The sequence below is a fragment of the Effusibacillus lacus genome, from assembly GCF_002335525.1.
Classification (GTDB): domain Bacteria; phylum Bacillota; class Bacilli; order Tumebacillales; family Effusibacillaceae; genus Effusibacillus; species Effusibacillus lacus.
Genome location: NZ_BDUF01000060.1, coordinates 1 through 25,907, shown reverse-complemented (window position 1 = coordinate 25,907; position 25,907 = coordinate 1). Strand labels below are relative to the sequence as shown.

Genomic DNA, 25,907 nt, shown 5'->3' with positions numbered 1-25,907 from the left:
CTCTATCCTATCAGACGGGAACGGAGGTTGTGAACCTTTATACCCGATTTGCCAATTTGGCCAATTGCTTCCTGTATTGTTCTTCCGTCAAGCTTCCTTCGAGCAATTGCTTGCGAAGCGCTTTGACTGCCTGGGCCAGCTCACCGTCTCTCCGGTTTCTGCTGCCTAACGGGGATACTCTCTTGTTATTGCCGCGAAGCCAAAAGTAAGCACCTGCGCCAACAAGGGCAATTAGAAGAAGGGCGACAAACAGGATCCCCGCACTCTCATCGGCCCCGGCAGGGCTCTTTGTCTCTCCTGCGGGAGCGGGATTGGCTGCCTTTGTTTGCTCCTGTTTCTCCATCACCGTTTGGAAATTGTCTTTCTGGTAGGAGACGGTTACTAAGTATTCATCCTTGGCCGAAAAAAATCCTTTCGACAGTTTGTGGATTGTTTGGCCCATATTGTTTTTGGCGGTTTCTTGCGTTTCCCGGGACAGCTTGAAGTTTTTGCCGTCCAGCGGTTCAAATACGTAAAAATACAAATCCTTGATGTCATAATAGGACTGGAACTTGAAGGGAAATTCCCGCTGGCTGCCTTTTCCCTGATATGGGTTGCTGTAATACTCCACGACAAAGTGGTAGGGTTTGCCCGGTTCAATGGGTGCGGTCGGCTTCCATTCCAGCAAGCCCGCCTGGGGGTCGTACTTGTAGTCGACCGGTGTCTCCGGCTGGTTTTGATCCTTGAACTCCGCCACCAAATAGATTTTGGTCAACGGATCTTTGGGAATGGGGAATCGGATGGTATCGGAAAAGGCTTGAGAGGTCCGATTTTCCAACGAACCGTATAATCCTGTCAGCAATACGGGAGTGTCCGGCGGCCAGTCCTCCGGTTTGTCCATTTCGGGCATCACCTGCACTTCCAATTCGGACAAGAGCAGGCTGTCGTTGGGAGCAGCAAGTCCCGCACCCGATAACGGGAACATAACCAGCACAAAAACAAGCATCCATCTGACCAGTCTCCGCATAACAGATCATTCCTTACATGGTTGATACTCAAAGTATACCATCTGGGAATGGCTCCAGTTTTTAACGTTTGGTGACATATAGAAAGACCTTCCCGCTGCTCGGGAAGATCTGAAAGAAGGTCTATTCGGGAAGCACTACCATTTGCTCCTGTACATTCACAAGCAGTTTGGCTGCTTGTGCCCGGGTCAGGCCGTCATTTGGCATGAAACGCCCGTCCGCTCCTTTTACCAGCCCTGCCTGATACGCGGTTGCCACATATGGACGCAGGGCCGGGGCAATACGCTCCCAATCCTTAAATGTTTCTTTGAGCAGCTCTTCTGCCTCATCCGCATCCATTAATTCAATCAAATCTTGCGCTTCCAGTATCTCGACCAGAGATACAACCACGTCCTGTCGAACCGCAGGCATCATGGGATGGAACAGCATGTCCCCGTCCGGAGCTCTGAAGGAGGTCATATAGTCTTTGCTGGCTTCCACATATTTGAACGACCAGCGGGTAGGAGGGACATCCTCAAAATCCTGAGTGTCCGTTTCCGCCTCCAGTTGGAACATTTTGGCGATCATGGTTGCGAATTGTTCACGGGTGACCGTCTGTTCCGGATTGAACCGGCCTTTCTCGTCCCCGTTCAGAATCCCTTTTTTCGCGAGCTTTTCGATGGCGTCCTGCGCCCAATGTCCTTTTACATCGTCAAAGGAGATCCGGTATACATTGTTGGTTACGTTGGTGGTATTGTCGATCTTGATATTCTGCTTCGCTTCACCGCTGCCCTCAATCGTGATGTTGCCCGAATTCTGGGCGGGAGCTGCCATTGCAGGTGCGGCACCCATTCCTAAAACGGTTGTCAACGCCAAAATTGCAAATTGTCTTTTCATAGCCTTCACCTCATGTTTGATTTGGATTTGCCTTACGCTTTTATCCTAACAACCGGTTTCGGAAGGACTGTGGAAGAAATGAGGAAGAGTTTGGACAACTTGTGGAAAAATCATAGAAATGTTTGTCGACAGGAATCTGTCGACAATTATCGAATCAGTAATAAATATAGATGTCTACTGTTGGAGGTTGTGTCATGGAAAACCGCATCAAGCCCCGAGTCAAAATCCTTCGTTACTCAGATCCTGACCGCCTGTCCCTCGCCAAAAATGCGGCGATTTTTCTGGGCAAAATGGATGAGGAAAACACAAAGCGTCCGTTGAATATGTTAAAAATGGGTCATACGTCCGTGTTCCGCGGCGAACATGTCAAATTTGAGTTCTGGACAACAAAAGTTGTATACGATCATCTTGTCACATATACGACCGCTCAAATGCGAGCATGCGGTGGTCTGCGGGCCAACGAGGCGCACCACTTTATCCCGCCCGTTGATGCGCCGGAACTGTATGAGATTGGTCAGAAGCACCTGGAAACTTACAAAATGCTGGTGCACGGCATTGACCCGGAAACTAACGACCCTACCGAACGAATGCGGCTGCAAACAGCCCGTTCTGTTGCACCGATCAGCGTGGAACTGCATTACATCCTGCAGTTCAATTTCCTCACGCTGATGGAAGCTGTCTTTCCCCAACGGATTTGGGAGCCGGGAGCGCAACCCGATACCTTTGAGGTTGTCAACATGATGTGGGAACAGGTTCGGGAGCACGACTCCGAGCTGTGGGATCTGGCAAAAGATATTTATGGACCGGAAGCGATTGCGTGGAAGAAAGCCCGGAACCGATTAAAAAAGGAAAACCCTGAACTGTTTGCCGAGATTATGGAGAAGTATGGCCAGTTGAAGTCCATGTGGAGCTAACAAGGCCAATTAAAATTACAAACGGGGAGCAATTGATTATGCAATATTCAAGCCGACTGAGTCGTTTCGATTCAGCCGTTTTTTTCGAACTGAACGGTGTTAAGCAGGAGCTTCGAGAGCAGGGAAAAGAAATTATCGATTTGGGCATCGGGTCCCCCGATCTGCCGCCACCCCCGCATGTAATCAAAGCATTGACGGAAGCGGCAGCCAACCCACAAGAGTATGGATACCCGATTTCTGAGGGAAGCCCGTTTTTCCGGGAAGCCGTGGCAACCTGGTACGCCAACCGGTTTGGCGTCAATCTGGACCCTGTTTCAGAGTGCCTGGCCCTTATGGGTTCCCAGGACGGGCTTTCCCATCTGGCCCTCGCTCTGGTCGACCCTGGCGAGTACGTGCTGGTTCCGGATCCCGGGTATCCCATCTACGAAGTCAGCATTCATCTGGCCAACGGGATTCCTTATCCCATGCCGTTGAGGGAAGAAAACGGGTTCTTGCCAGACTTCTCCATCATTCCAACAGAAGTGGCGCTTAAGGCCAAAATGATGATCCTGAACTATCCGAACAACCCGGTTACATCGGTGGCCGATCGGGCTTTTTATGAAAAAGCCATTGCCTTCGCAAAGCGATACAACATTCTGATTGTCAGCGATATCGCCTATTCGGAGCTGGCGTTTGACGGATACCGTCCCATGAGCATACTGGAAATCGAAGGCGCCAAGGAGGTTTCGGTTGAGTTCCATTCCCTGTCCAAGAGCTTTAACATGGCCGGTTGCCGGATCGGATTTGCCGTGGGCAATAGCGCTGCACTTCGTGCTCTTGCCATCGTCAAGTCGAATATCGACTATGGGATCTTTACAGCTATTCAAAAAGCGGGTACGGCAGCCCTCCTCGGCGATCAATCCCATACTTCGAAGATGTCGAAAATTTATCAATCCCGCCGGGATGCTTTGCTGGATAGCTTGGCACGTATTGGCTGGCACATCCCGAAACCAAAGGCTACCATGTTCGTTTGGGCGAAGGTACCTGTCCCCCTGTCATCCAGGGAATTTGCCCGTGAATTGCTGCGCAAAACCGCTGTTGCGGTGGTTCCAGGCATAGGTTTCGGACGTATGGGCGAGGGGTACGTGCGAATTGCTTTGGTTCAGCCGGAAGAGAAATTGAAGGAAGTGGCAGAGCGGATCGAAGCCAGTAAAATTTTATAGGGTCAGCGCATTATTCGTAACAAGCTTCGTAAATCGCCAATGCGTCAGCTTCACGCAATTCACGAATCCCCGGGATAAACCCTTGGCCCCGTCCTCCTATCCGAACGGCATCGGAAGCGATACGGTTCAGGGCATCTCGCGGGATTCCTTGATTTTTTAAAGAATCCTTCACTCCAATTTCCCGGAACCAATTTTCAACCGCCCGTATGGTTTCCTCTGCGTCCTGTAAATCATTCCCCGTTTTGATCCCGAATACGCGTCTGCCCATCTGGGCGAAACGTTCCGGCCGATCTTTATATACATGATTGAAATAGGCGGGTGCCAGGATGGCCAAGCCCCTGCCATGGGAAATGTCATGATGCCCGGAAAGCGGATGCTCCAGCTGATGCACCGGGAAGGTTCCTCCCCGTCCTGCTCCTGCCACTCCGATCAAGGCGAGGGTACTGGCCCACAGTATGGAAGCCCTCGCTTCATAATCAGCCGGTTCATCCAGCACTTTACGCGCAAATCGGATGACAACCCGCATCAATCCCTCCGTAATCTCATCCTGTACATGCGCGTCTCCCGTTCCTGTCAGATACCCTTCATATAGATGGGTGAAAATGTCCGCACAGCCGTCAGCGGTATAGGAAGCGGGCACCGTATAGGTCAGTTCCGGATCAAGGATGGCCAGTACCGGGAACAGCGCAGATCCGGATATGCTTGCTTTCTCCTTCGTTTCCCAGTTGGTAATCACCGCCATGGAATTGGCCTCCGACCCTGTGGCAGCCAATGTTGGGATGGTAATCACCGGCAACGCTTCGTGAATCGGCAGCAACTCCTTCCAATAGCCCAAACGGGTGCCAGCAAGGTAATGATGGATCGGCCGTTCAGAGATGGCTACTGTGGCAATCGCCTTCGCAGCATCCATGACAGATCCTCCGCCCAGTGCCACGATCAGTTCGCAACGCTCTTCCCTGGCAAGTCGGCCTCCCTCATCAATGGTGGCTGCACGCGGATTGGGTTCAATCCGGTCGAACAGGATGACTTCAAGTCCTGCTCCTTCCAGGGAACCGACCACACGATCCAGTACGCCCGTTTTTTTCGTTGAAGAACGGCCCGTCACCAGCAGAATCTTGCGGCCCCATTTGGAGGCTTCGGCGCCGATCCGGTCCGTTTCCCCCGCCCCAAACAAGATTCTCGTTGGCATATGTAATTGAAAATTAAGCACAATAAACTCTCTCCTTTCCATGAATACACTGTTTCCTTGAACGTACCGGGTCGGTATGTTATGGCCCTCTTGGGAAATTCTATTCCTGAGAATGACGTTGAGGAGGGCTCCTTGTGAGGAAGCTGTTTGGTATTGGATTGCTGGTTTGTCTCATTGTACTGGGAGGTTGCAACAACCCTCCCCAGGCATTGCCCAAAACAGGCGGCCCCGTGATCAAGGGGGTCATTGGACAGGGACCCATCAGCGAATTGGATCTGCCCTCAGTCGAACGGCAATTGCTGGATCAAGCGGGAATCCGGGAGGATACCGAACGTCCTCTGGTCATTAGACAAACCGTTCATACCAAGCGGGTTTCCTATGTTCTTTACAGCATGCCGAATAATGACGGGCTCGCGGTTGTCACCAAACAGGGCAATGAAGTAAAGATCCTGGAGCGCATTCCAGTCCCCCCGGGTGACCCAAATATGAATCTGGTTTCCTACAACACCATTATAGCTGGAAACCCTTGGGATCCGGATAACGGAGTTCTGTTCGGCATGGTTTACAACCCTTACATCACCAGCATTGAAACATTTTTTCGCGATACTTCCAAAGAACGAATCGATGTAACCAACAGCCGGGGATTTATTGTAATCCGTCCCGGCACCGACACCCGATTCGTGCAAATTAACGCCATCGGCAAAGGCGGGCTGTGGTGGACCAAAGACACCCGGTAAAGAAACCGGATTTTCATTTGAACAACTCTTGATAGCCCCTTCCGGGAAGCAAGCTCACGGATTTTGGCGTCGATTTTTTGGATAGATTGGATCATTCCCGATTCTATCATTCTTAAGAAACAGTTTCCAGTTGGCATGCAGGCGGATTTTTCCTTACAATCCAAGATCCATTTTGGCACAAAATAAGACAAACTTTCAGTGCGAGGAGGCAAATCCATGCGATCCAGATTGAAGCGGTCCGCACCTGACGGAATCCCGTATTTCTATTTTGACCTGGCTGATCCCAGCCATCAAAGCCTGTTAAAGAGAGCCAGACGAATCGATCCGATGAAAAATTTGGCCAGGATTACCCGGATTGACGAATATTGAGGTGATATCCGTGAACAGAGCGACGGCCCTGCTCCTCACGATTGGGATGATGGTTCTGATGGTGATAGCAACCCCGGTTCGGGCAAACGATCTTGCGGGCCCGGCTCCGCAAACGGACCCGACGGCAAAATTTAAAAAAGCGGCTGCAAAGACACAGATTCCCTGGTTTTACCTTGCTGCCATCTATCAGTATGAATCCAATCTGCAGTGGCGGAAGAAAGCTGCAGCCGGGGAAACGGTGGTGGAGTTGCCTGCGCCTTTATGGTGCGGGTCCCTGAATCCCAACCAACAGGATCGTTTTGAAGGAACCATTCGGGTCTACGGAGGTATTGGCCGGGACGGCAACAGGGACGGGATCGCCGATCCCAAGAAGGAAGAAGATGTTCTGTACGCCTTGGCGACATTCTTGCGCTCCAACGGCAACACCGAAGATGATATCCGGATCACGCTTTGGAATCATTATCATGAATCCATGATTGTGGATCGAATCACAAGTTATGCCCGAATCTACAACCATTTCGGCACCACCAACCTGCAGGGAAACGCATTCCCCATCCCCAAGCGGTATAACTACACGTATCGAAGCACTTGGGGCGACCGCAGGGGCTGGGGCGGCAGGAGGATTCATGAAGGAACCGACATTTTTGCCGGTTATGGAACCCCTGTGGTTGCCACCACTTACGGGTATGTAGAACTGAAAGGCTGGAACGATTATGGAGGTTGGAGAATCGGGATCCGGGATTTGAACAACATCTACCACTATTACGCACATCTTTCCAGTTATGCGAAGGGCATCCAACTTCGCAACATTGTCACTCCGGGTCAGGTGATCGGGTATGTGGGCTCATCTGGTTATGGAAAACCCGGCACCTCCGGAAAATTTGCCCCCCATCTCCATTACGGAATGTACAGGGATACGGGGACGACAGAATTTGCCTTTGACCCCACCCCTTACCTGCGCCGGTGGGAGCGGCAGTCCCGCAAGAAGTAACGGTCAGCAGAAGACAGCCCGCCAATCAGGCGGGCTGTCTTCTTACTCATCTCCGTATGTCACATCGTGGGTTGGATGCATGAATGGGGCAAGCGGTGACGGAACATCGCCCGACAGCAACTGTTGGTTTTCCCTTCTTTCCGAGCCCGGATCGTGTTCATTGTCCACCCACTGATCGCCTGACAGAATGGCAGGATCAATGTCACGGCTCCAGTGTTCCAGCGGCGTACCACGCCAAGGTGCCTTCTTCTCCTTCAGGGGGGGATTGATGTCAGTCAAAACCCTCACCTCCGACTTTAGTTTTCCCCTATGGAAGGTTGGAATGCACTAATCGGGTGCAGGAAAACGGTACATACTGGAACCAAAGGAGGCGCCTGTATGATTCAGCCGATAAAAACTTGTACTCTGACAATCCTGACTCTTTTGTTTTTTTTCCAGTCCGCTTATGCTTCTGTCGTCAAAGATGAGCAGTCCATTGTTCACGAAATGAAATTGGAATCCATGGGAAAGCGAATCTTGATAGTCGTTCCCCACCCGGATGACGAGACGCTCGCCACGGGCGGCTTGATTCAGCGGGCGTTACAGTCCGGCAAAAAGGTGCGTTTGTTGATGTTGACAAACGGAGACGGATTTCGGCTGGCTGCAGCCAACTTGTCCGGCACCCCATCCCCTCGGCCCGAACATTATAAACTCCTTGGAGAACAAAGACAGACCGAACTGCTGCGGGCAACCGCCAAGCTGGGCCTCTCCAAAAATCAGGTTCGGTTTCTTGGTTTCCCGGATGCCGGCTTGCATCTGCTATGGCGGGAGTATTGGAATGAAGATACGAAATTGTGCAGCCGAACAGGCCATACAGAATGTCCTTACGATATTTCGGTAGCGGCAAAAGCGCCCTACACGGGTCAGCAACTGGTGAAACTGATGGTAGCGGAAATCTCCCGATTCCGTCCTACAGACGTATTCTATCCGGACACCGAAGACAGTCACAATGACCATTGGGCCGCCGGCGCCTTTACCCGCTATGTGTTAAGGAAACATAAGCATAAGGTACAGGAGTGGTCTTACCTGGTGCACTACCCTGACTGGCCTCATTCCCAGACCTGCGGATCTGCCTCCGTCCTGCCCGTTCCGGGCAAAGACCGCATGTGGTCAACGAATTGGCATTCCTTGCGACTTTCGGAAACAGAAGTCAGCGTCAAAGCGCTGGCATTGGATGAGCACAGAAGCCAGATGCAGATCATGCCTGATTTTCTGAGATCCTTTATCCGAACCAACGAGTTGTATAAGAAAATCGAATGTTAGGTTTGGAGTCCCCAGCGTATGATGTACTAGACAGTGAAAATGCTGTCCTAATTCTGGGGAGGGATTCACATTGGCAACGACGTTTGCGCGTGTTGCGGGTTGGATTTTCATCGTCCTCGGTATTCTGGGGTTCTTTGTCAATAATTTGTTCGGACTTATCCAGTTTGATGTTGCGCACAATGCAGTTCATCTGCTGCTGGGGGTATTGGGGCTTGCAGCAGCCTCCGGCAATCAGTCGCAGCTATATTCGGCGGTTGTCGGGGCAGTACTGGTCATTCTGGGAGCTGCGGGATTTTTTCTTCCTTCGATGCTGGGCATTCATTTGGAGCCTGTGGAAAACATCCTGCATCTGGTTCTCGGGGGTTGGGGCCTGTACGCAGGAGTATATAAGAAGGGATAATGACAAATCCTACAGACTGCGGAGTATATCCGCAGTCTTTTTTCTTTGTTATCAAGACAGGAGGCGATCAAATGAAACTGCGTGATCTCATGACGAGTGAAGTAAAAACCTGCAGTCCTAATGATTCCGTAGTCGAGGCTGCCAAAATCATGCGCAGCATCGATGTGGGCATTGTGCCGGTCGTTGAAGGAGACAAGCTGGTGGGAGTTGTGACTGACCGTGACATAGTTTTGAATGTGGTGGCGGAAGGACAGGATGTGGCCACATCCCGGGTCGCAAACTGCATGACTTCTTCCGTTGTTACCGGCACACCGGAAATGGACGCACACGTTGCGGCTGATCTTATGGCGGAAAACCAAATTCGCAGGCTGCCGGTTGTGGAAAACGGACGGCTGGTCGGAATTGTGGCCATTGGGGATCTGGCTACCGTTGCCATTCACGAAAATGAAGCGGGCTACGCATTGTCGGAAATCTCCGAACCCAGCCAACCCCAGCATTAATTTACTGCCTCAACACAGAGCGCCCACCGGAGTGAGGACACTTCGTTGGGCGCTCTGGTCAAATCACCTCTTTGCATGTAGAATCATGGAGAATAGATGCAAGGGGTGTGTTTTGATTTGTCCAAACAAGGATTCATCTGGTTATTCGCTACACTTCTGTTCATGGCCCTGATCTTCCTCAAGTCAGGGGAACCCTATCATGAACAGGATCTGCGACCCGCTTTGTCCGCCTGGATTCCTCTGCGGGTTCTGGAGACAGTCCTGCCACAAGTCGAATTCTACTATGACAAAGATCTGATTTCATGGAAAGAACCTTATGATATGCTGGAGTTTTTCATCCGCAAAGCAGCTCATGTAGCCGAATTCGGCGTACTGGCATGGCTGTGGATCCGGACCCTGCTTCACACCCGTTTGGGATATCGGAAACTCCTTGCGTTCAGCTTCACTGCCACCTTCCTGTATGCAGCGTCCGATGAATGGCACCAAACTTTTGTGACCGGACGAACAGGTCATTTGGTCGATGTTTGGGTGGATACAATCGGAATTTCGCTTGTTGCACTTTACTACAGTGTCCGGCCGGATTGCAGGAGTTCATAGAATCGAACCAGCACTACAGCCAACTCCGCTCGCGTTACATACTGCTCCGGCCGGAAGGTGCCATCTTCGTACCCGATCATGATCCCGGCATTTTGCACGCGGGCAATTGCTTCTCTTGCCCATTCGGGAATTGGTTCCGGCTCAGTCGGCGGATCAACCGGATCGGCCGGGGGAACAAACGGAAGATTGAAATATTTGCATATAGCCCTTGCAGCCGCTTCCGCCTGTGCTTCCCGAAACGCAGCACTGGCCAGATTGGCCGCTTCCTGGGGATTGGTTATAAATCCGGACTCGATAAGTACTGCCGACATGTTGGTTTCCCGCAATACGGCAAAATCGGCTACATAGACCCCCCTGTTCCGCTGCCCCGTCGCCTGGGCAACAGAGTTTACGATCTTTTCCGCTATCACTTCCGTTTCAGTTCCCCGTGTGGTCGGGTAAATCCAGGCCGCCACTCCGTTAACCCCCGGATCCGAGAAAGAATCCACGTGCCAGGAGATGAACAAATCGGCATTGTTCCGGTTGGCAATGGCAGCCCTTGCAGACAGATCCTCCCCAATCGTCCCGTTTGGCAAAATCAATGTATCTTCCGTCCTCGTCATAATTACGTCGATTCCGCAGCGCTCCAAAGCTTCCCGCAATTTCAGGGCCGCATCCAGTGTCACGTCTTTCTCCTGAAGCCCGTTTCCCACAGTGCCAGGATCCCGCCCCCCGTGACCGGGATCCACCACAACCAATGGCATCCTCATTCCCTCCTTGAGTATTTAGATAGCGGGCATGACAGAAGGAGTCAGCCACTATACAAAATATGTTGACTGGAGAAAAAGAGAGACGCGTAAAAAAGCTGTTTCAAAAAACTACGGGCTGTCTCACTTTTGAGACAGCCCCTTCGCTGTGTTATTCCCGCTCTTGAATAGGCACAAACTCCAGGTCCACCGGACCGGTGTACTCGGCCCGCGGCCGGATAATGCGGTTATTGGCATATTGCTCAAGGAAATGAGCAGTCCAGCCGGACATCCGGCTCATGACAAAAATCGGCGTAAACAATTCGACCGGGATGCCCATCGCATTGTAAAGGCTTCCGGAATATAGGTCCACGTTGTACTTGAGATCCTTGCCCTTCTTCTCAAAATACTTCAGCACAACATCCTCTGTAATTTCGGTCATTTCAAACCATTTGGTGTTGCCGGCCTTGGCGGTCAACTCTTTGGCGTAGCGCTTCAATACAAGACCGCGCGGGTCGTAGTTGCGGTATACCCGATGACCAAACCCCGGTACTTTCACACCGTTTTCCAGACGCTTCTGAACTTCCTCTGCTGTCTTTTCAACAGAGTCAATTTCCATAAGCATTCGCAGAACATCTTCGTTGGCTCCGCCGTGGAGAGGGCCCTTCAGAGCGCCAATCGCCGATGTAACACCGGAATAAAGATCGGACAGAGTGGCAACGGTTACCCTGCCGGCAAAAGTTGAAGCGTTCAGTTCATGATCGGCATGAAGGATGAGTGCAACGTCAAATGCTTCAACAGACAGTTCGTCAGGCTGTTGCCCATTCAGCATGTACAGGAAGTTGGCAGCATGACCGAGATCTTGACGCGGCGCTACGTAATCAAGCCCTTTCATGAAACGTCCAACAGCCGCAGTGATGGAGGCGGACAGGGCGATCAATTTGGTCGCCTGCTTCAAGTGTGTCTCCCGGTCCATTCCTTTGTCCGGATCTACAGCTCCGATATAACTGGCTGCCGTACGCAAAACTTCCATACCGGTTGGCTTGGCCGGATTGTTGACCAAGGACCTTACCAAGTCCAATACATCAGTCGGTATATCACGGTACTTTTGCAACTCCGCTTTCAGCGCATCCAGTTCCGCTTGATTGGGGAGTTTCCCATGCCAGAGCAAGTAAACGACTTCTTCAAAGGAAGCTTTGCCGACAAGCTCATTGATGTCATACCCTTGATAGACCAGTCTGCCCTTTTCACCGTCGACAAAACAAATGTCGGAAGTGCCTGCAACCACATCTTCCAGACCTGCTTTTACCTGAGTGCTCATTTCTTTTCCACCCCGCAACATCCAGCCATATAACTATGCCTGGAATTTTTCTATGTAACCCTTTTCATTTGTCTTATATCATACCATATTGTGACGAATCTGTAAAAATAGGTTGCGGTTCTATGACGCAAGTTATTCGCATACCCTTAAAAAGGCCTGTCTGACAAAGCAAAAGAAATTTTCTGGCAAAAGTCGACAGCTACCTCCTTATGTGTATAACTTTATTCACTTTATTCACACCCGCCGCATTCCCACTTGATATTCTTATCCACAGACCATCCACAACCTGTGCACAGATTATCAACAGGTGATTGTGGATAGTTGGAACGCTTGTTCTCATCAATCTAAGGTGTTACTATAAGGACACTTCAAGAATCCGGAGGACGAAAAATTCGATCCGAGGTGATAAGAATGCGTTTGCTAAGTGATGAAGTGCTGTTGGAATCATACAGACTTGCGGTTGAACTGAAACTGGACGAACATTTTATCGAGTTGCTGCTGAAGGAAATCCAAGACCGGGATTTGCACATTCCGGTGAAATCCTACTCCGCTTGACCCGTCTCCAGCAAAACGAATGCGATCACCAACCCGGCAGCATGGGACAAGCTCACCTTGAGATTGCTCACTCCTGCACAGTCCGCCATCTCTTTTGCTTTGCCTTGAAGTGACAGGACAGGTTCACCCATTGACCCTTGCAAGGTTTGAATGTCCCGAAAGGTAAGTCCGCCTGAGATCCCCGTTCCAAGCGCTTTTGCCACCGCTTCTTTGACAGCAAACCGTCCGGCCAGGATTTCGGCTCTTCTTCCGTTTGACACATCCTGGACGAGGCTGATTTCCTCTTCTGTGTAAATTCTTTTCAGGAATGCGGGATTTTTCGCAAGATCTTCGATTCTCCTGATTTCCACCATGTCTACGCCAATCAGCATGTCATGCATCTCCTTGTTGCGTACGACCTTTTCTATATGTGCCGCAACGATGTGGTATATTATGTTTTATGATACCGTTGGAGGCGCCGTTATGAAAGGTTTACCCCAGCCCTTTATTAGCCGTATGTCCGATTTGCTGGGCACTGAATATGAATTGTTTTCCCAAAGTTATGAAAATCCCAAGACGATGGGGCTTCGCGTCAATACCCTGAAAATTTCCGCTGAAGAATTCCTTGCCATCTCCCCCTTCCGGCTTGAGCCCGTTCCTTGGGCTCCCGAAGGTTTCTATTATGAAGCGGAGGAGTCCCCCGGAAAGCATGTATATCACACAGCCGGATTGTACTATATCCAGGAACCCAGCGCGATGGCCATCGCACCTGGCCTCGCTCCGGAACCCGGAGAACGCGTTCTCGATTTGTGTGCGGCACCGGGGGGTAAGACCACTCATCTGGCCGCCTACATGAAAGGTCGCGGGATTCTTGTTGCCAATGAATTTGTAGCAGGCCGTGCCAAGGTCCTGGCAGAAAATGTGGAAAGACTCGGTGTACGCAATGCCGTTATCTTTAACGAACATCCCGCTAAACTTGCCGCTGCCTTTCCGGGATGGTTTGACCGCATCCTGGTTGATGCACCCTGTTCCGGTGAAGGCATGTTCCGCAAAGATCCCGCAGCCTGCGAAGAATGGTCATTGGAGAACGTTGTTCACTGTGCAATCCGCCAGCTGGACATATTGGAAGAAGCGGCCAAGATGCTGCGTCCCGGTGGGAAACTGGTCTATTCGACCTGCACATTTTCACCGGAAGAAAACGAATCGGTATTGGACCGGTTCCTTGACACACATCCGGAATTTCGGCTGCTTCCCTTTCCCAACGCGTCATGCTTCTCTCCCGGCCGTCCCGAATGGGGAAAAGGACGCCCGGAACTGCAGCATGCGGTCCGCCTGTGGCCTCACCGGATAAGGGGAGAGGGCCACTTCTCCGCACTGCTGGAAAAAACGGATGGTGCTGAGCCTGGGGTAGTGCCCCTGCAGACCAAAGTACAGTCGGAGGCAGTATCGCTACTGAACGCTTTCATGCGCGAGAGTCTGATGGAACCAATTCCAGGCACCCAATTGCTGCTGCAGGGAGAGAACCTTTATTCCACTCCCGGCGATTTGCCTGATGTCAAAAGACTTAAGTGGGTCAGGCCGGGACTGCACCTGGGCGAAGTCAAGAAGAAGAGATTCGAGCCAAGCCACACTCTCGCCATGACCCTAAGTTCGAAAGAAGTTGTGCGGTTTATTTCCCTCCAGCCTGATGATCCCGAAGTTGCCCGTTATCTGCGAGGTGAAACACTGTCCGCAACAACTCCCGACGGATGGACCCTGGTTTGCGTGCATCAGTTTCCTCTGGGATGGGGCAAAGTGGTGAACGGAACTTTGAAGAATCATTACCCCAAAGGATTGCGGATTCCCTGAAGCTGTAAAAACAGCGGCCTCACATGATTCGTGAGACCGCTGATTCTTCTGCCACGTTTATTGCGGCTTCTTCTCCTCTTTCGGAGGGACGCCAAAGAAAGTATCAAGCATCTTTTCGGCAATGGGACCGGCCATTTCATAAGAGTGTGCGCCCACTTTTCCTTCGGGAACCACAACAGCAATGGCAATCTTCGGATTCTCGTAGGGAGCGAATCCTACAAACCAGTAGTTCTCAGTGTTCCGGCCAGTCTGGGCGGTACCGGTTTTTCCGGCTACATTGTAAGGCTTTTTCCCGAATGTGTAGGAGGCGGTTCCATAGGGCTCATGAGTAACCTGCCACATTCCCTCCCGGGCATACTGAAGCAATTCCGGGGAAAAGGATACCTGGTTCAGCACCTCGGGCTTCATTTCCTTGATCACTTTCTTCTCCGGAGAGACTATCCTTTGCACCAGATACGGCTTCAAGCGCTTGCCTCCATTGGCAATGGTGCTCACATATTGAGCCAACTGCAGCGTAGTGAAATTGGAGTTTTGACCAATGGCAAAGAATGGCATGTTGGTGGTGGCCAGTTCAAAATAGTTGTATTTGCCTGCAGACTCAAAGGGAAGGTCAATTCCTGTCTTGACGCCGAGCCCAAACTCGTTCTGGTATTTCTTAAACTTCTCAAAGGCGGGCTTATCGTATTTCTCCATCCAGTTCTTGACTCCGCCGTTTTGGAAGATGAACTGGTGTTTGCCGAGCCGTTTGCCGATCGTGTACATATATACGTTGCAGGATTTGGCTATCGCTTCGCGTCCGTTGCTATATCCATGGCCTCTATCGTCCCAGCACTTTGCATAGTACCCGGAAAGGTCAAGTCCCCCCGGACAGAAGATTTTCTCGTCGGGTTTGACGACACCTTCTTTCAAGCCGATCATGGTGGTCAGCATCTTTACCGTTGATCCCGGTTCATAGGGGTATTCCACCGCATGGTTCCATTCGGCCGGGCGGAACAATTTTTCTTCCTCATCCGACAAATAGTCAAGCCAGTGATTGGGATCAAAGGCAGGGTAACTGGCCAGCGCCAGCACTTCCCCCGTATTGGGATCCATCGCCACTGCTGCCGCATTTTTGACAGTGGAGCCCTTAAGTGCATTCACCCGTTCGGCCAATGCTTCTTCCGTAGCTTGCTGCAGTTTCCTGTCGATGGTCAGGATCAGGTCATTTCCGGGAATCGGCTTTTTCTCAACAAAATAGGAGTTTTTGTCACGCCGGATCGGATCTCCATGAATATTGACCTCCACCCGGGTGGCGCCGTGCGTGCCCTTCAAATACTCCTCGTACTGCTTTTCCAACCCTGTGTACCCGACTTTATCGGTCATCAGGTACCCCTTGTTCTTATAGCCCAGTTCATTCCACATCTTGTCGTTAATCGAGTTCATGTAGCCAAAGATATGGGAACCGAAGGTCTTCAAACGGTAGTCACGGATTGCTTCCGGGATGACAGCGATCCCCGGAAGCTCGTGCAGGTGTTCGCGAATCCTTGCCACTTGACGGTCGGTGGCGTTCGTTTTGATTTTCCGCGGGGTGGAACGGGACATATTCGGCTTGATATCCCGCATAATCGAGATCATCTTCTCTTTGGTCAGCTTTTCCTTATCTTCCGGATCTTCCAGCAGAGGAAGCAAACGTTCCGCGATCAATTCGATCTGCTTCTCAATTTCCTTTTTCTCTTTCTCATCTTTGGCAGTGAACGGGTTTGTATATTGAATCGTAAACGAAGGTTTGTTGGTTACCAGAATTTCTCCGTTTCGATCAATGAATTGTCCGCGTGGTGCGGGCAGCACCTGTTGGGCGTAACGGTTGCCTTCCGCCAGTTCTTCATATTTGTCCCCGTTCTGCAGCTGAATATAACTTAAACGCAGCAGCAGCATGACCAAACCCAAGAACACGATGAAAAAAAGGATGTGCAGTCGTCCACTCAGATGCGACTGGGTTTCCTTTTCCATGGACAACCTCTCCTCGGCCGCATATGTACTTGATATTTATTATTGTACCAAGGGAAATAAGCATTTTGAACGGGTATTCTTTCCTATTTTTCTCCAAAATAATGGGTAACGGGGAATTTTTTGTACTTGTTGGAAATTATTAGTTTTCAAGGTGTCAAGTATCAGTGCACTCGGGCCCCGCCAAAGTGCTTGTCACTTTGGTGGGTGCAGCTTTGACATTCACCAAGAAAAGCGCTTGGCGAATGCCAAGTTTTCTTGATAAGCCTGAAAAGAAATTGAACTTCCAGAACAATAATAGGCAAAACCTGCGGAAACCATGGAATCTTATGATGGCTCCCGTTAAGCAAACCACCTGTTGTATTCCCGTTCAACCTTATCGATACTCAGGTCCCCCTATGCCAAGACATCCCGTTTGGTAAACACCCAGAAACCTGCAATCAGCGCCGCTGCCCCCCAACCGAGCAAGACAGCCAGCGAGAATGGAAGAGACATCCCTTCAATCGGCGGGACACTCCCTGCCAGGTAACCGGTTACCCGCAAATTGACCATGAACAGGTACTTGGCTGCCGTCCAGGAACTGGCAAGATCGACCAGTATGTTGCCGCCGATCAGCGCTGCCAGCATCAAACCCATAGTGGCGGCCGCATGCCGTACCAAGACGGATATGGTGAAAGTAATGGTTGCCACTGCCATGCAGACCACCCACCCCAAACCATAGGAACGCAGGATATATTGATATTGCGAAATATTGTAAGCTGTGGAGGTATCCAACTCCCCACCGGTCACGGTGAACCCGGTTGCGACCGGCATCGTCCACCCGCCCCATCCGAAAAACAGTCCGCCCACCACAGCGGCGGCAAGAAAGGCAGCCATCACCGTCAAGGATACAAACATCACAAGCGCGGCATATTTGGCCGCAAGAATCTTCCATCGCTTGACCGGTCGGGTCAAGAGCAGCTTGATCGTCCCTTCTCCCCATTCGGCCGAAACAAGATCTGCCGACAGCGTAACAACGAGCAGCGGGAGCAGCAAAGACACGCTGAGATCCATAAACGTCCGAACGAATGTGGCCGTGCCCGGAGCGGCGGGATTAATGTCCTGCTTCAGGTAATAGCGGGCCTGCTCAATCCGGAATTGATAAAACTTCTTGCGGTCTTCCGAAACGAAAGCGTTTCGCATCCGGCTCTCATAGTCTGCAATCTGTTGCTGCAGTACCGGCTTCCAGTCGAGCGTGCCCACACGCTGGAGCATCCTTTGCTGGCTCAATTGCTGGGCGTAGGCAAACAGTGTCACAAGCGCGACCAGTATCACCATAATCAATACAAATCTCCTGCGTTTGAGAAGTTTGATAGTTTCGTTTTCCACCAATCCGATGAATCTAAGCAATCCGGTCACCCCCTGTCATCTCAAGGAACAGATCTTCCAATGTGGGAACTGCTTGCCGGATGGAGTAGATTTCTATCTGTCCCTCCACCAGCCGGGCATTCAGCTCGGGAATAAGATCCGGGGGGACGGTACAGCGAATGGAATCTCCCTCGATGGTTGCCGTCTGAACGAAGGGTTGTGCCAAAATCATTTTCAACGCTTTCTGCACCGGGTTGACTCGCCACAGCGTGTCCCCTTTTTCCCGTTTCAACAGGCCTTGAACAGAGCCTGAATACAGGCAGCGTCCCTGGTGGATGATGGCCACCGAATCGCACATCATCTCGATTTCACTCAGCAAATGGCTGGAAATGAATACACTCAGTCCCTCTTGTTCCGCCAGCATGCGGACAAACTCGCGAAGCTCGCGGATCCCTCCCGGGTCAAGACCGTTGGTGGGTTCATCAAGGATTAGCAGTTTTGGCCTTGCCAGAAGTGCCTGTGCAATTCCCAGACGCTGTCGCATCCCGAGGGAGTAAGTTTTCACTTTGTCGTCGATCCGGTTTTCCAGCCCGACCAGCCTCACCACTTCCTCGATTCGGTCGTCGGAGATTCCCTCTGCCATTCTGGCAAACTGTTGAAGGTTTTCGCGTCCTGTCAGAAATTTATAGAGTTCCGGATTCTCTACGATACATCCTACATACCCCATCGCTTTCACGAAATCTTTCTGCAGATCATAGCCGCATATATGAATCGTCCCCCGGGTAGGTTTGATCAGACCGACCAGCATCCGGATGGTTGTTGTCTTCCCCGCCCCGTTGGGACCGAGAAATCCGAACACTTCCCCCTTCTTCACGTCAAAGGAGATATCCTGAATCAGCGTCCTGCCGCCGATTCTTTTCTGCAAATCTTTTACCGACAATATCACGTCAGATGTTTCCATCGTTAGGCCTCCCGTGCTTTCTTTGATATAATCTTAACGAAGGAGGTTCTTCCATGCAAAAAGGAAAAATTGTCTGGTATCTGATCGCGGCAACGTCGGCCCTGAGTCTCCTTCTTCTCGGTTCGGGAGCCATTCTGGCATACCAAGACACCCGGACGGAATCCGTCCAACCGCAAAAAATCGCAGGTGAAAAGCAAAAGCCGACAGGGGACTCTCCCGCTGCCGGTGGTTCAGAGTCTGTAAAATCTGCGTCAATTCCTACCTTTTCCCCTGCCCAGGTGGAAGGAGATTATCGGTTGGTGGCTCTGGGAGACTCACTGACAAGAGGCACCGGAGATGAAACCGGTCAAGGATTTGTGGGGAACTTGACGGCAGAACTGCAAAAACTGACAAAACACCAGGTGGTTGCCACAAATCTCGGGATCAACGGGATGAAAGCACCTGAATTGCTTCCATACATTCAATCTCCTGAAGTGCAGCAGGAAATTAAGACGGCCCATCTGATAACCCTTTCGATCGGGGGAAACGATCTGGTGCGAGGAGCGGGGGCCATTTCCGACCCGAATCCGGAACTGTCTAAACAGACACAGGATACCTACTTGTCCACTCTTGATCAAATCTTCACTGAAATTCGCAAACAGAACCAAACGGCACCGGTCCTGTTCGTCGGGTTGTATAATCCTTTTGCTTTGGACGGGGATTCGCTGCAAACCGCCTACAAAATTCTGGAGGAGTGGAACTTCCAGACTTCCCGTCTCCTGGCAAAGCATCAACCCGCTCTGCTGGTTCCGACCCAGGATCTGTTCGCATGGAATGGGGAGAAACGTCTGTCCGTTGACCGTTTCCACCCGAACGCCGAGGGCTACAAAGAGATTGCGCTAAGAATGGCACAGAGCCTTAGATAAGCGTGAGTCCTGTACTTCTTGCCAGAGGCTGTCCCAAAAACGGTTGTGCACTTCCGGGTCAGGTCAGAAGCCGCGAGGATGGCAACCATATTGAAAAATAACGGTGATTTTCAAGGTTATTTTGGAAATCTAAGTGGTGCCCTCAGCAGGCTGTCTTATGACGTTTGGGACAACGTAGAAAAAAGACCTTGCGGGAAAGGAAATCAGCTCCTTCGCCTCAGCAAGGTCTTCCGTCGTTATTGTTTATCTCAGTACATACTCGATTGTAGCAGTCCCTGTATATGGCTCGACCGCGCTCAACCACCCGCGGGTTTCCACCGTCCATGTTCCGTAAGCCGGATCCGGGATCGTCGTTTCTTCTGTTACGGTCAGACTTTGTGCGGATTTACCCGCCAATTGCTTATTAGGATCATACACATACAGGTCAAGATCTACCCCGGGTGTTGTCCATTCGATTTTAACAACAGTACTTACGGCATTCCCGTGGATATCATAAGTGTGAAGATCCTTTGATTCAATGGATGTTTCGGCGATGCTGGGTCCAACCGTTCCTGTCCAGGTGTCGGTTTCAAAATAGGTAGGATAGACTTTTCCGGTTTTGCGATCCTTGTATTGCCCCCTTTTGATGCTTGTTTTCTTCGCTTTAACCACCGCATTATAAGCGTTGACATAGCCGGCGCCTACTTCGAACTCCTTATACCCGGGCATCGGAGTGGCGGTCCGAACGAGAACGTCTTTCACCACATCGGGGTGCAATCCTGGCTTGGCTTCCAGCATCAGGGCAACCACCCCGGAAATATGAGGTGTCGCCATGCTGGTGCCGCTTGCCGTTGTATAATAAGCGAGATATTCCGGCGGAATATGGGTCGCATCTTTCTTGGCGGTCAATGCGTTAATGGTGGAACCGGTAGAAGCCCGTGCCGAGACGATATCGACACCCGGCGCCGTAAGGGTTGGATGGTAAAGCGGGTCCGCTTCAATTCCCCGTGATGAAAAATCAGCCAGTTTGCCATCATTCGTTCCTGCCGCAACACCGATTACCCACGGAGCCACCGAATACGGACTCAAAGTATTGGCGTCAGGGCCCTCATTGCCGGCAGCAAACACGACAATCATCCCTGCGTCATGGGCTGCCTTGCTCGCCACATTGATCGGATCGTTCGGCGAGTACTCTCCCGTTGTTCCCCAACTGTTGCTGATCACCTGGATACTATATTGATCCTTGTGGTCAATTGCATAATCGAAAGCTTCCAGCGCCCACAGAATGAAAAGCGCGTCCCCTGTTCCCAAGCCAACTAACTTGGCATCCGGAGCCATCCCTTTATAGGTCCCGACGCTTGCCGTTCCCGTGCCTGCAATGGTGCCTGCCACATGGGTGCCATGTCCCGACGAAGTATCGGTGTTCGGCACATTTTCCAAATAAACCGGTTCTCCATCAAAAATCAGGTTCCCAGTCAAAAACTTCACATTTTGAATCGTCTTGGTTCCTAATGCAAGATCTGGATGAGCAGCGTCGATTCCGCTGTCAATGACCGCTACGGTAACTCCTTTTCCTGTGTAGCCAAGTTCGTTCCATACCCTGTCCGCCCCTATGTAAGGAGCGCTGTCTTTTAACAAGTAATCCAGCTTTTTATTGAAATAAATGGAACTCAATCCTTCGATCGAGAAAGCTTTTTGGATCGCCTCTTTGGTCCCCTGCACGGCAACCATCGGCAAATGCTTGAACGTAACCGTCTTTAACCCCAACGATTTCAGTTTCTGCACATCAACGTCCGTCGGTTTCGAAGCATAGGTCAAGATCACTGTGTGCACCGTATCCGATGTCGCAGTTTCCAAAGCAACACTCAACAGCGGGTCAATTTCCACTGTTGACGCCTGCGCTTTCGGGAACGGAGCAAACAACAAAGCCACTGCCAAAATGAGTGATAAGAAAATGGACACTTTTGTTTTCAATTCCCCGATCTCCTCTCTGCCTCGCATTTTGATGCCTTTTCAAATCCTTTAAATAAAAATTACCGCGTTAATTCTACTAATAATAATTCGAAATGTGGAAGTTTTTTCTGTCTCATTTTTAACCGGTCCTTTTATTTTTTGAAGTGGACGATCCGGTAAATCATTGGTACGATATCGTTGGTCATAATTAGAGGAATTGAAGATGAACCGGGCAAATTCGGAGCGCTTGTACCAGGAAGCGTTAAAGTATATAGTGGGCGTTAACTCTCCATCCCGGGCTTTCAAGGCGGTTGGAGACGGAGCGCCTGTTTTTATGGAACGGGGAAAAGGGGCCTACTTCTGGGATGTCGACGGCAATCGCTATATTGATTACTTGGCCGCATACGGGCCTCTGGTTCACGGCCACGGTCACCCGCATATTGCAAACGCGATTGTAAAAGCTGCCGAAAACGGCGTTCTGTATGGGAAGCCCACCACTTTGGAAATCGACTTTGCAAAGATGCTGCAGACAGCAATCCCGTCACTTGACAGATTCGCTTTGTCAATTCCGGAACCGAGGCTGTGATGACCACCATCCGGGTTGCACAGGCCTATACCAACCGGAACAAAATTATAAAGTTCGCGGGTTGTTACCACGGTCACTCCGACTTGGTCCTGGTGGCGGCCGGGTCCGGCCCTTTCACTCTGGGAATCCCCGATTCGGCCGGAATTCCGCAGTCGATTGCGAACGAAGTGAATACAGTGCCGTTCAATGATCTGGAAGGACTGGAAGAAGCTTTCGCCCACTGGGGATCCGAAGTGGCCGCCGTACTTGTGGAACCGATTGTCGGCAATTTCGGAATGGTGCATCCGGAACCCGGATTTCTCGAGGGAATCAACGAATTGGCACGCCGGCACGGGGCGCTCGTCATTTATGACGAGGTGATTATCGCCCGTTTCCATTATGGCGGCTCGCAGGACCTTCTGAAAGTGTATCCGGATATGACCGTTCTCGGGAAGATTATCGGGGGAGGCTTGCCGATTGGTGCATACGTCGGACGTCAGGAGATCATGGAATAAGTTGCCCCGCTCGGTCCAGCATATCAGGCGGGAACGATGGCCGGGAATCCGGCGTCCATTTCGGCGGGCATTGCTTGCCTGGAAGCGCTGCAAGCACATCGTGGAGACCATGGACAGAAACACACTTAGAGATACTGCATCACGAACGTCATGTGCCAACAGGAACAGGGGAATGGCGATAACGGCAAAACCGAATCCCGTACTGGCCTGGATGGCTGTTGCACCTAATACCACAAGAAACGTAAACATCCATTCGACCACTCCCCAGTCCCGTAAGCTGCCTGCCCTGTTATCCCCGGACATTCAACAGCAATCCCAATACCTCGTCGGTTACTCTTTCCGCCTCCGCCTGTAATGATACAGGTGAAGCCGTAGCAATGGGATGGAATACTTCAACGAAGGGATATTCAATAAAACCATGGGTCACTGCCATTGCTTTGCTTTGCTCCAAAAATGGCCGGGTGCAAATAACCGCCGCCGGCACTCCCGATTTTTCCATAGTCAGTCCATCAAGCACACTGCTTGAACTGCAGGATCCTCAGTCACCTACCCCGGAAATAACCGCCTCGCAAGATCTCAATCTTTGCAAGGTCTCCGGCGGCATAGGCAAAGAAACATTGGTTTTGTCGACCCAGATCACTTCTTTCAGGTTAAAACGACTCTGGATTTCGTCAAGCAGGGCACGGAGGAAAACGTCTGAATTTCGTTTGCCGTTATTTACCACAGCCAAAACTTTTCCCTCCAAAGTATCGAGACGAGTGGCCGTGTGTTGATCAGCCCTTGCCGGACTTTCCGTTGGATCCAACACGATGAACTTGCCGCTGTTGTTCACATTAACACTCCCTCTGTTGTGAATTGCAAAGGATCAAAAAAAGATCGCACGGATCTACTGGCAGCTGCTTCAGGTAAAACCGGCAGATCCTATCGGTTTCGTTACCGCTACACTTTGTTGGACACTTCCCCAGCCGGGAATGCAGGCGGAAAACCGGCCTGCCGCTCCTCCGCCTGCCACAAGCAGGATGTCCTCAGGGGAGGGAACAGCATGGATCCATGTTCCTTCATCGCCCGGCAACGGCTCCAATTGAAGACCAAAACGGTACAAATCGGTTTTCGGCCTTCGAGCGTGTTCATAAAGAAACTTTTTCACACGGGCTTTATCCCAACCGTGTTCCAACAGTGTTGACAGGTGTTCCGGACAAATCACAACAACACATTGGGTTGCCCGCTGCATGTTAAAAGTCCCTAGTGCCGCCATACGGTCAGCTATTGTCAACAATATGCCTTCCGGAGTTGCGGCCACATGATTGTTAATTTGGTTGGGTCCCTCGGCAGCAAATACGGTTACAGTACTTTCATCCCTTTTAAAACCTCTTTCCACGTGTAAAGGAATCCAGTCTTCCCGTTCAGCTTCCGCAATGCAGAAACTAAACTTTCCCGGGTGTCCCAATGTGGTTTGATCGAATTCGGACGTGCCTCCGGCATTGAGCAAAACCAACCTTACCGCCCTGCCGATTGTGGCATTTGCCCTGGAGCCGGTCCCCATCAGGTTCTTTCCGGCATTCAATCCGATCTGTTGAATAATTGGACCGTTGACGATCACAAGAATGGCAGCGCCGCCTGTACTCGACGTTGGCCCATGGACTCCGAAAGCCGGATCCAATACTGCTTGAATGGCTGCTGTAACCACCGGCATATAAGCGGGCAAACACCCCGCCATAACCGCATTGATTGCGACCTTTTCCGCTGTAATGACCCGGTTGCGTTCAGGAATGGAACCAATCACTTCATTTCCTTCCAGACCCACTTGTTTCAGCATAGCTTCAACTTTCTCCGGTGTTGGAGGCATGATCGGAAGTCCGTCAGTCCACCCCATTTGGAAATAGTATTCGATTGCCTCCTCCCAGTTCGTCAGCTCAACTGAATTGGAAGTCCAATTTCTCAATCTACGCATCCCCCGTTTTTTAGATTATTCTAATAACTTATATTCCAATTGAGTCTAGTACATCCCTACTACCTTTAGAATAAACAGACTGATCTCAAAAAAAGCGCTGAGGATACTTCCCCTAGGGTCAATCCAATCAGTTGGGTTAACTCCCAGATGCGCCAAAATAATATAAACGAGCTTACAAATTTATGATTTAGCCAAGAACACTCATGGTCGAGCCATGAATATCAAAAAAAGACGATGAGATTGCTTTCTCCAGCGTCAAATTTTCATATAAAAACTACAGCAAGTTGACGAGAAGCTGCCATGTCGACCATAGAGTTAATCCAATCAGTATGAGTAGAAGCAGGTTCTCCCACCATTTATTGGCGTACTGAGCTAAAAGGTCTTTACGGTTGGTTAACACGATCAATCCTATGGAAACTGCAGGTAAAAGTACGACTTGCAACGCATTGACTAAAATCGTTAAGTATACAAACCCTGGCATGGATGGAAGAGCCCAAAGGACGGGAAAAACGACCGTAATGAGAAGGGTGAGTTTGTATAATGGGTCTTTAGTATACTCACGGTTATATCTTTTTCCTCTTTCAGGGAAGGTAGTATGAATAGCGTCTACAAAGAGATTGCCAAATCCAAGTGCATAAACGACAACCGTTTTAAAACAAGCCCCCAAAACTCCGAGATAGAAAAGAATACCGCCAAGCATACCTAATGTTGAAGTTAACATTTGTGCCATATCTGACACGCTCTCAACCGTTAAACCTTTGGGATGGAGGATTTCAGCGCCGAGTACCCATACGCCTAAATCGATGATAATAATCATTACTATTCCAAACAAGAGATCATAGCGTTGAAGTTTCAGATATGCTGGACCACGCCAGCCCTTTTGCTCAAACAGATAGGGATATATCAAGTTTGACATGGAACCGGCGACAGCACCGATTAACGAAACGACAAAAACCAAAGTATCTACCCCGCCAACATTCTCCGGGACGCTAAATGCTATCGTACCTTTTACTATAGCGGGTACGTCAGGTCCTACCCATAAGGCACTTCCTACTAAACTGACCACCATTAAAATAAGAATGCCTTTAATGGTTATCTCTACGTAGTTATAAATTCCCCTACCAACTAAAGCGAGAGAAACGATTGTGTTTGTCAATCAAAAAGTTGACCACTTTGCTAAACAAAAAGTTGACCACCCACAAATGGAAAAATAGTAGGGTCGACAGAGTTCCATGT

Annotated in this window: 26 protein-coding genes and 1 pseudogene; 13 read left to right on the top strand and 14 right to left on the bottom strand. The window is 50.6% G+C overall.

The genetic code is table 11. The annotated features are described in order from the left end of the window. Positions 1-37: 37 nt before the first annotated feature. Together EFBL_RS11985 and EFBL_RS11980 are read right to left on the bottom strand one after the other, a co-directional pair. A complete protein-coding gene (locus EFBL_RS11985) occupies positions 38-1,006 on the bottom strand; it encodes a hypothetical protein (protein WP_096182362.1) in 969 nt (322 codons plus the stop codon). A gap of 121 nt (positions 1,007-1,127) precedes the next feature. Then, positions 1,128-1,880 (bottom strand): S-layer homology domain-containing protein, encoded by a 753-nt coding sequence (locus tag EFBL_RS11980; RefSeq protein WP_096182361.1) that lies wholly within the window; start codon positions 1,878-1,880, stop codon positions 1,128-1,130. Between the two features lie 194 nt (positions 1,881-2,074). Between EFBL_RS11980 and EFBL_RS11975 the strand changes: the two genes are divergently transcribed. Together EFBL_RS11975 and EFBL_RS11970 are read left to right on the top strand one after the other, a co-directional pair. Next, positions 2,075-2,794 (top strand): FAD-dependent thymidylate synthase, encoded by a 720-nt coding sequence (locus EFBL_RS11975; RefSeq protein WP_165912707.1) that lies wholly within the window; start codon positions 2,075-2,077, stop codon positions 2,792-2,794. Positions 2,795-2,832: 38 nt separating this feature from the next. Then, complete coding sequence (locus EFBL_RS11970; protein ID WP_172899699.1) at positions 2,833-3,996, top strand: LL-diaminopimelate aminotransferase; 1,164 nt, start codon at positions 2,833-2,835, stop codon at positions 3,994-3,996. A gap of 10 nt (positions 3,997-4,006) precedes the next feature. Here EFBL_RS11970 and EFBL_RS11965 read toward each other — a convergent pair whose 3' ends face one another. Continuing rightward, positions 4,007-5,206, bottom strand: coding sequence for an iron-containing alcohol dehydrogenase (locus EFBL_RS11965; RefSeq protein WP_096182359.1), 1,200 nt, complete (start codon positions 5,204-5,206; stop codon positions 4,007-4,009). 113 nt (positions 5,207-5,319) lie between these two features. Between EFBL_RS11965 and EFBL_RS11960 the strand changes: the two genes are divergently transcribed. The 3 genes from EFBL_RS11960 (at position 5,320) to EFBL_RS11955 (ending at position 7,282) form a co-directional block, all read left to right on the top strand. Beyond that, on the top strand, positions 5,320-5,922 hold the full coding sequence (locus EFBL_RS11960) for a hypothetical protein (RefSeq protein ID WP_096182358.1): 603 nt from the start codon (positions 5,320-5,322) through the stop codon (positions 5,920-5,922). A gap of 216 nt (positions 5,923-6,138) precedes the next feature. Then, a complete protein-coding gene (locus EFBL_RS20575) occupies positions 6,139-6,291 on the top strand; it encodes a hypothetical protein (protein WP_165912706.1) in 153 nt (50 codons plus the stop codon). A gap of 10 nt (positions 6,292-6,301) precedes the next feature. Next, on the top strand, positions 6,302-7,282 hold the full coding sequence (locus EFBL_RS11955; protein ID WP_172899698.1) for a M23 family metallopeptidase: 981 nt from the start codon (positions 6,302-6,304) through the stop codon (positions 7,280-7,282). A 42-nt stretch (positions 7,283-7,324) separates the two neighbouring features. Here EFBL_RS11955 and EFBL_RS11950 read toward each other — a convergent pair whose 3' ends face one another. After that, on the bottom strand, positions 7,325-7,570 hold the full coding sequence (locus EFBL_RS11950; protein ID WP_231705785.1) for a DUF3905 domain-containing protein: 246 nt from the start codon (positions 7,568-7,570) through the stop codon (positions 7,325-7,327). Positions 7,571-7,660: 90 nt separating this feature from the next. Between EFBL_RS11950 and EFBL_RS11945 the strand changes: the two genes are divergently transcribed. The 4 genes from EFBL_RS11945 (at position 7,661) to EFBL_RS11930 (ending at position 10,081) form a co-directional block, all read left to right on the top strand. After that, complete coding sequence (locus tag EFBL_RS11945) at positions 7,661-8,584, top strand: PIG-L deacetylase family protein (protein WP_165912705.1); 924 nt, start codon at positions 7,661-7,663, stop codon at positions 8,582-8,584. A gap of 70 nt (positions 8,585-8,654) precedes the next feature. Beyond that, a complete protein-coding gene (locus EFBL_RS11940; protein WP_096182355.1) occupies positions 8,655-8,984 on the top strand; it encodes a DUF4383 domain-containing protein in 330 nt (109 codons plus the stop codon). Positions 8,985-9,055: 71 nt separating this feature from the next. Further along, entirely contained in the window at positions 9,056-9,484 is a 429-nt protein-coding gene (locus EFBL_RS11935; protein WP_096182354.1) for a CBS domain-containing protein, read from the top strand. Between the two features lie 117 nt (positions 9,485-9,601). Continuing rightward, on the top strand, positions 9,602-10,081 hold the full coding sequence (locus EFBL_RS11930; RefSeq protein WP_231705784.1) for a VanZ family protein: 480 nt from the start codon (positions 9,602-9,604) through the stop codon (positions 10,079-10,081). On the opposite strand, the gene EFBL_RS11925 is transcribed toward EFBL_RS11930, so the two are convergent. Next, positions 10,048-10,824, bottom strand: coding sequence for an N-acetylmuramoyl-L-alanine amidase (locus EFBL_RS11925; RefSeq protein ID WP_165912704.1), 777 nt, complete (start codon positions 10,822-10,824; stop codon positions 10,048-10,050). The two genes, EFBL_RS11930 and EFBL_RS11925, sit on opposite strands and share 34 nt — an antisense overlap. Before the next feature lie 154 nt (positions 10,825-10,978). After that, the gene (locus tag EFBL_RS11920; protein WP_096182351.1) at positions 10,979-12,127 is read right to left on the bottom strand and encodes a citrate/2-methylcitrate synthase; all 1,149 of its coding nucleotides are present in this window, start codon (positions 12,125-12,127) and stop codon (positions 10,979-10,981) included. 411 nt (positions 12,128-12,538) lie between these two features. Between EFBL_RS11920 and sda the strand changes: the two genes are divergently transcribed. Next, a complete protein-coding gene (sda, locus tag EFBL_RS11915) occupies positions 12,539-12,682 on the top strand; it encodes a sporulation histidine kinase inhibitor Sda (protein ID WP_096182350.1) in 144 nt (47 codons plus the stop codon). Here sda and acpS read toward each other — a convergent pair. Then, complete coding sequence (gene acpS, locus EFBL_RS11910) at positions 12,670-13,053, bottom strand: holo-ACP synthase (protein ID WP_165912703.1); 384 nt, start codon at positions 13,051-13,053, stop codon at positions 12,670-12,672. The genes sda and acpS overlap by 13 nt on opposite strands. A gap of 91 nt (positions 13,054-13,144) precedes the next feature. Between acpS and EFBL_RS11905 the strand changes: the two genes are divergently transcribed. Next, the gene (locus tag EFBL_RS11905) at positions 13,145-14,509 is read left to right on the top strand and encodes an RsmF rRNA methyltransferase first C-terminal domain-containing protein (RefSeq protein ID WP_096182348.1); all 1,365 of its coding nucleotides are present in this window, start codon (positions 13,145-13,147) and stop codon (positions 14,507-14,509) included. 57 nt (positions 14,510-14,566) lie between these two features. Here EFBL_RS11905 and mrdA read toward each other — a convergent pair whose 3' ends face one another. The 3 genes from mrdA to EFBL_RS11890 form a co-directional block, all read right to left on the bottom strand. Then, entirely contained in the window at positions 14,567-16,498 is a 1,932-nt protein-coding gene (gene mrdA / locus EFBL_RS11900; protein WP_096182347.1) for a penicillin-binding protein 2, read from the bottom strand. 393 nt (positions 16,499-16,891) lie between these two features. Then, positions 16,892-17,884, bottom strand: a complete 993-nt coding sequence (locus EFBL_RS11895; protein WP_096182346.1) for a DUF2705 family protein — start codon at positions 17,882-17,884, stop codon at positions 16,892-16,894. Continuing rightward, positions 17,877-18,803, bottom strand: a complete 927-nt coding sequence (locus tag EFBL_RS11890; RefSeq protein WP_096182345.1) for an ABC transporter ATP-binding protein — start codon at positions 18,801-18,803, stop codon at positions 17,877-17,879. The genes EFBL_RS11895 and EFBL_RS11890 overlap by 8 nt, the downstream gene beginning before the upstream one ends. 53 nt (positions 18,804-18,856) lie before the next feature. Between EFBL_RS11890 and EFBL_RS11885 the strand changes: the two genes are divergently transcribed. Further along, positions 18,857-19,708, top strand: a complete 852-nt coding sequence (locus EFBL_RS11885; protein WP_096182344.1) for a GDSL-type esterase/lipase family protein — start codon at positions 18,857-18,859, stop codon at positions 19,706-19,708. A 243-nt stretch (positions 19,709-19,951) separates the two neighbouring features. Here EFBL_RS11885 and EFBL_RS11880 read toward each other — a convergent pair whose 3' ends face one another. Beyond that, positions 19,952-21,661 carry a S8 family serine peptidase gene (locus EFBL_RS11880; protein WP_165912702.1) on the bottom strand — a complete coding sequence of 570 codons (1,710 nt, stop codon included), beginning with the start codon at positions 21,659-21,661 and terminating at the stop codon, positions 19,952-19,954. Between the two features lie 202 nt (positions 21,662-21,863). Here EFBL_RS11880 and EFBL_RS11875 point away from each other — a divergent pair. After that, a pseudogene (locus tag EFBL_RS11875) lies at positions 21,864-22,813 on the top strand (glutamate-1-semialdehyde 2,1-aminomutase); the annotation flags it as partial. A 196-nt stretch (positions 22,814-23,009) separates the two neighbouring features. Here the strand turns inward: EFBL_RS11875 and EFBL_RS21740 are convergent. The 3 genes from EFBL_RS21740 to EFBL_RS11860 all read right to left on the bottom strand — a co-directional run bounded on the left by EFBL_RS21740 (position 23,010) and on the right by EFBL_RS11860 (position 25,827). Beyond that, complete coding sequence (locus EFBL_RS21740; RefSeq protein WP_273701406.1) at positions 23,010-23,552, bottom strand: UGSC family (seleno)protein; 543 nt, start codon at positions 23,550-23,552, stop codon at positions 23,010-23,012. A 69-nt stretch (positions 23,553-23,621) separates the two neighbouring features. After that, the gene (locus EFBL_RS11865; RefSeq protein WP_096182341.1) at positions 23,622-24,662 is read right to left on the bottom strand and encodes a hypothetical protein; all 1,041 of its coding nucleotides are present in this window, start codon (positions 24,660-24,662) and stop codon (positions 23,622-23,624) included. Between the two features lie 283 nt (positions 24,663-24,945). Continuing rightward, complete coding sequence (locus tag EFBL_RS11860; protein ID WP_096182340.1) at positions 24,946-25,827, bottom strand: NRAMP family divalent metal transporter; 882 nt, start codon at positions 25,825-25,827, stop codon at positions 24,946-24,948. Between the last annotated feature and the right edge of the window lie 80 nt (positions 25,828-25,907).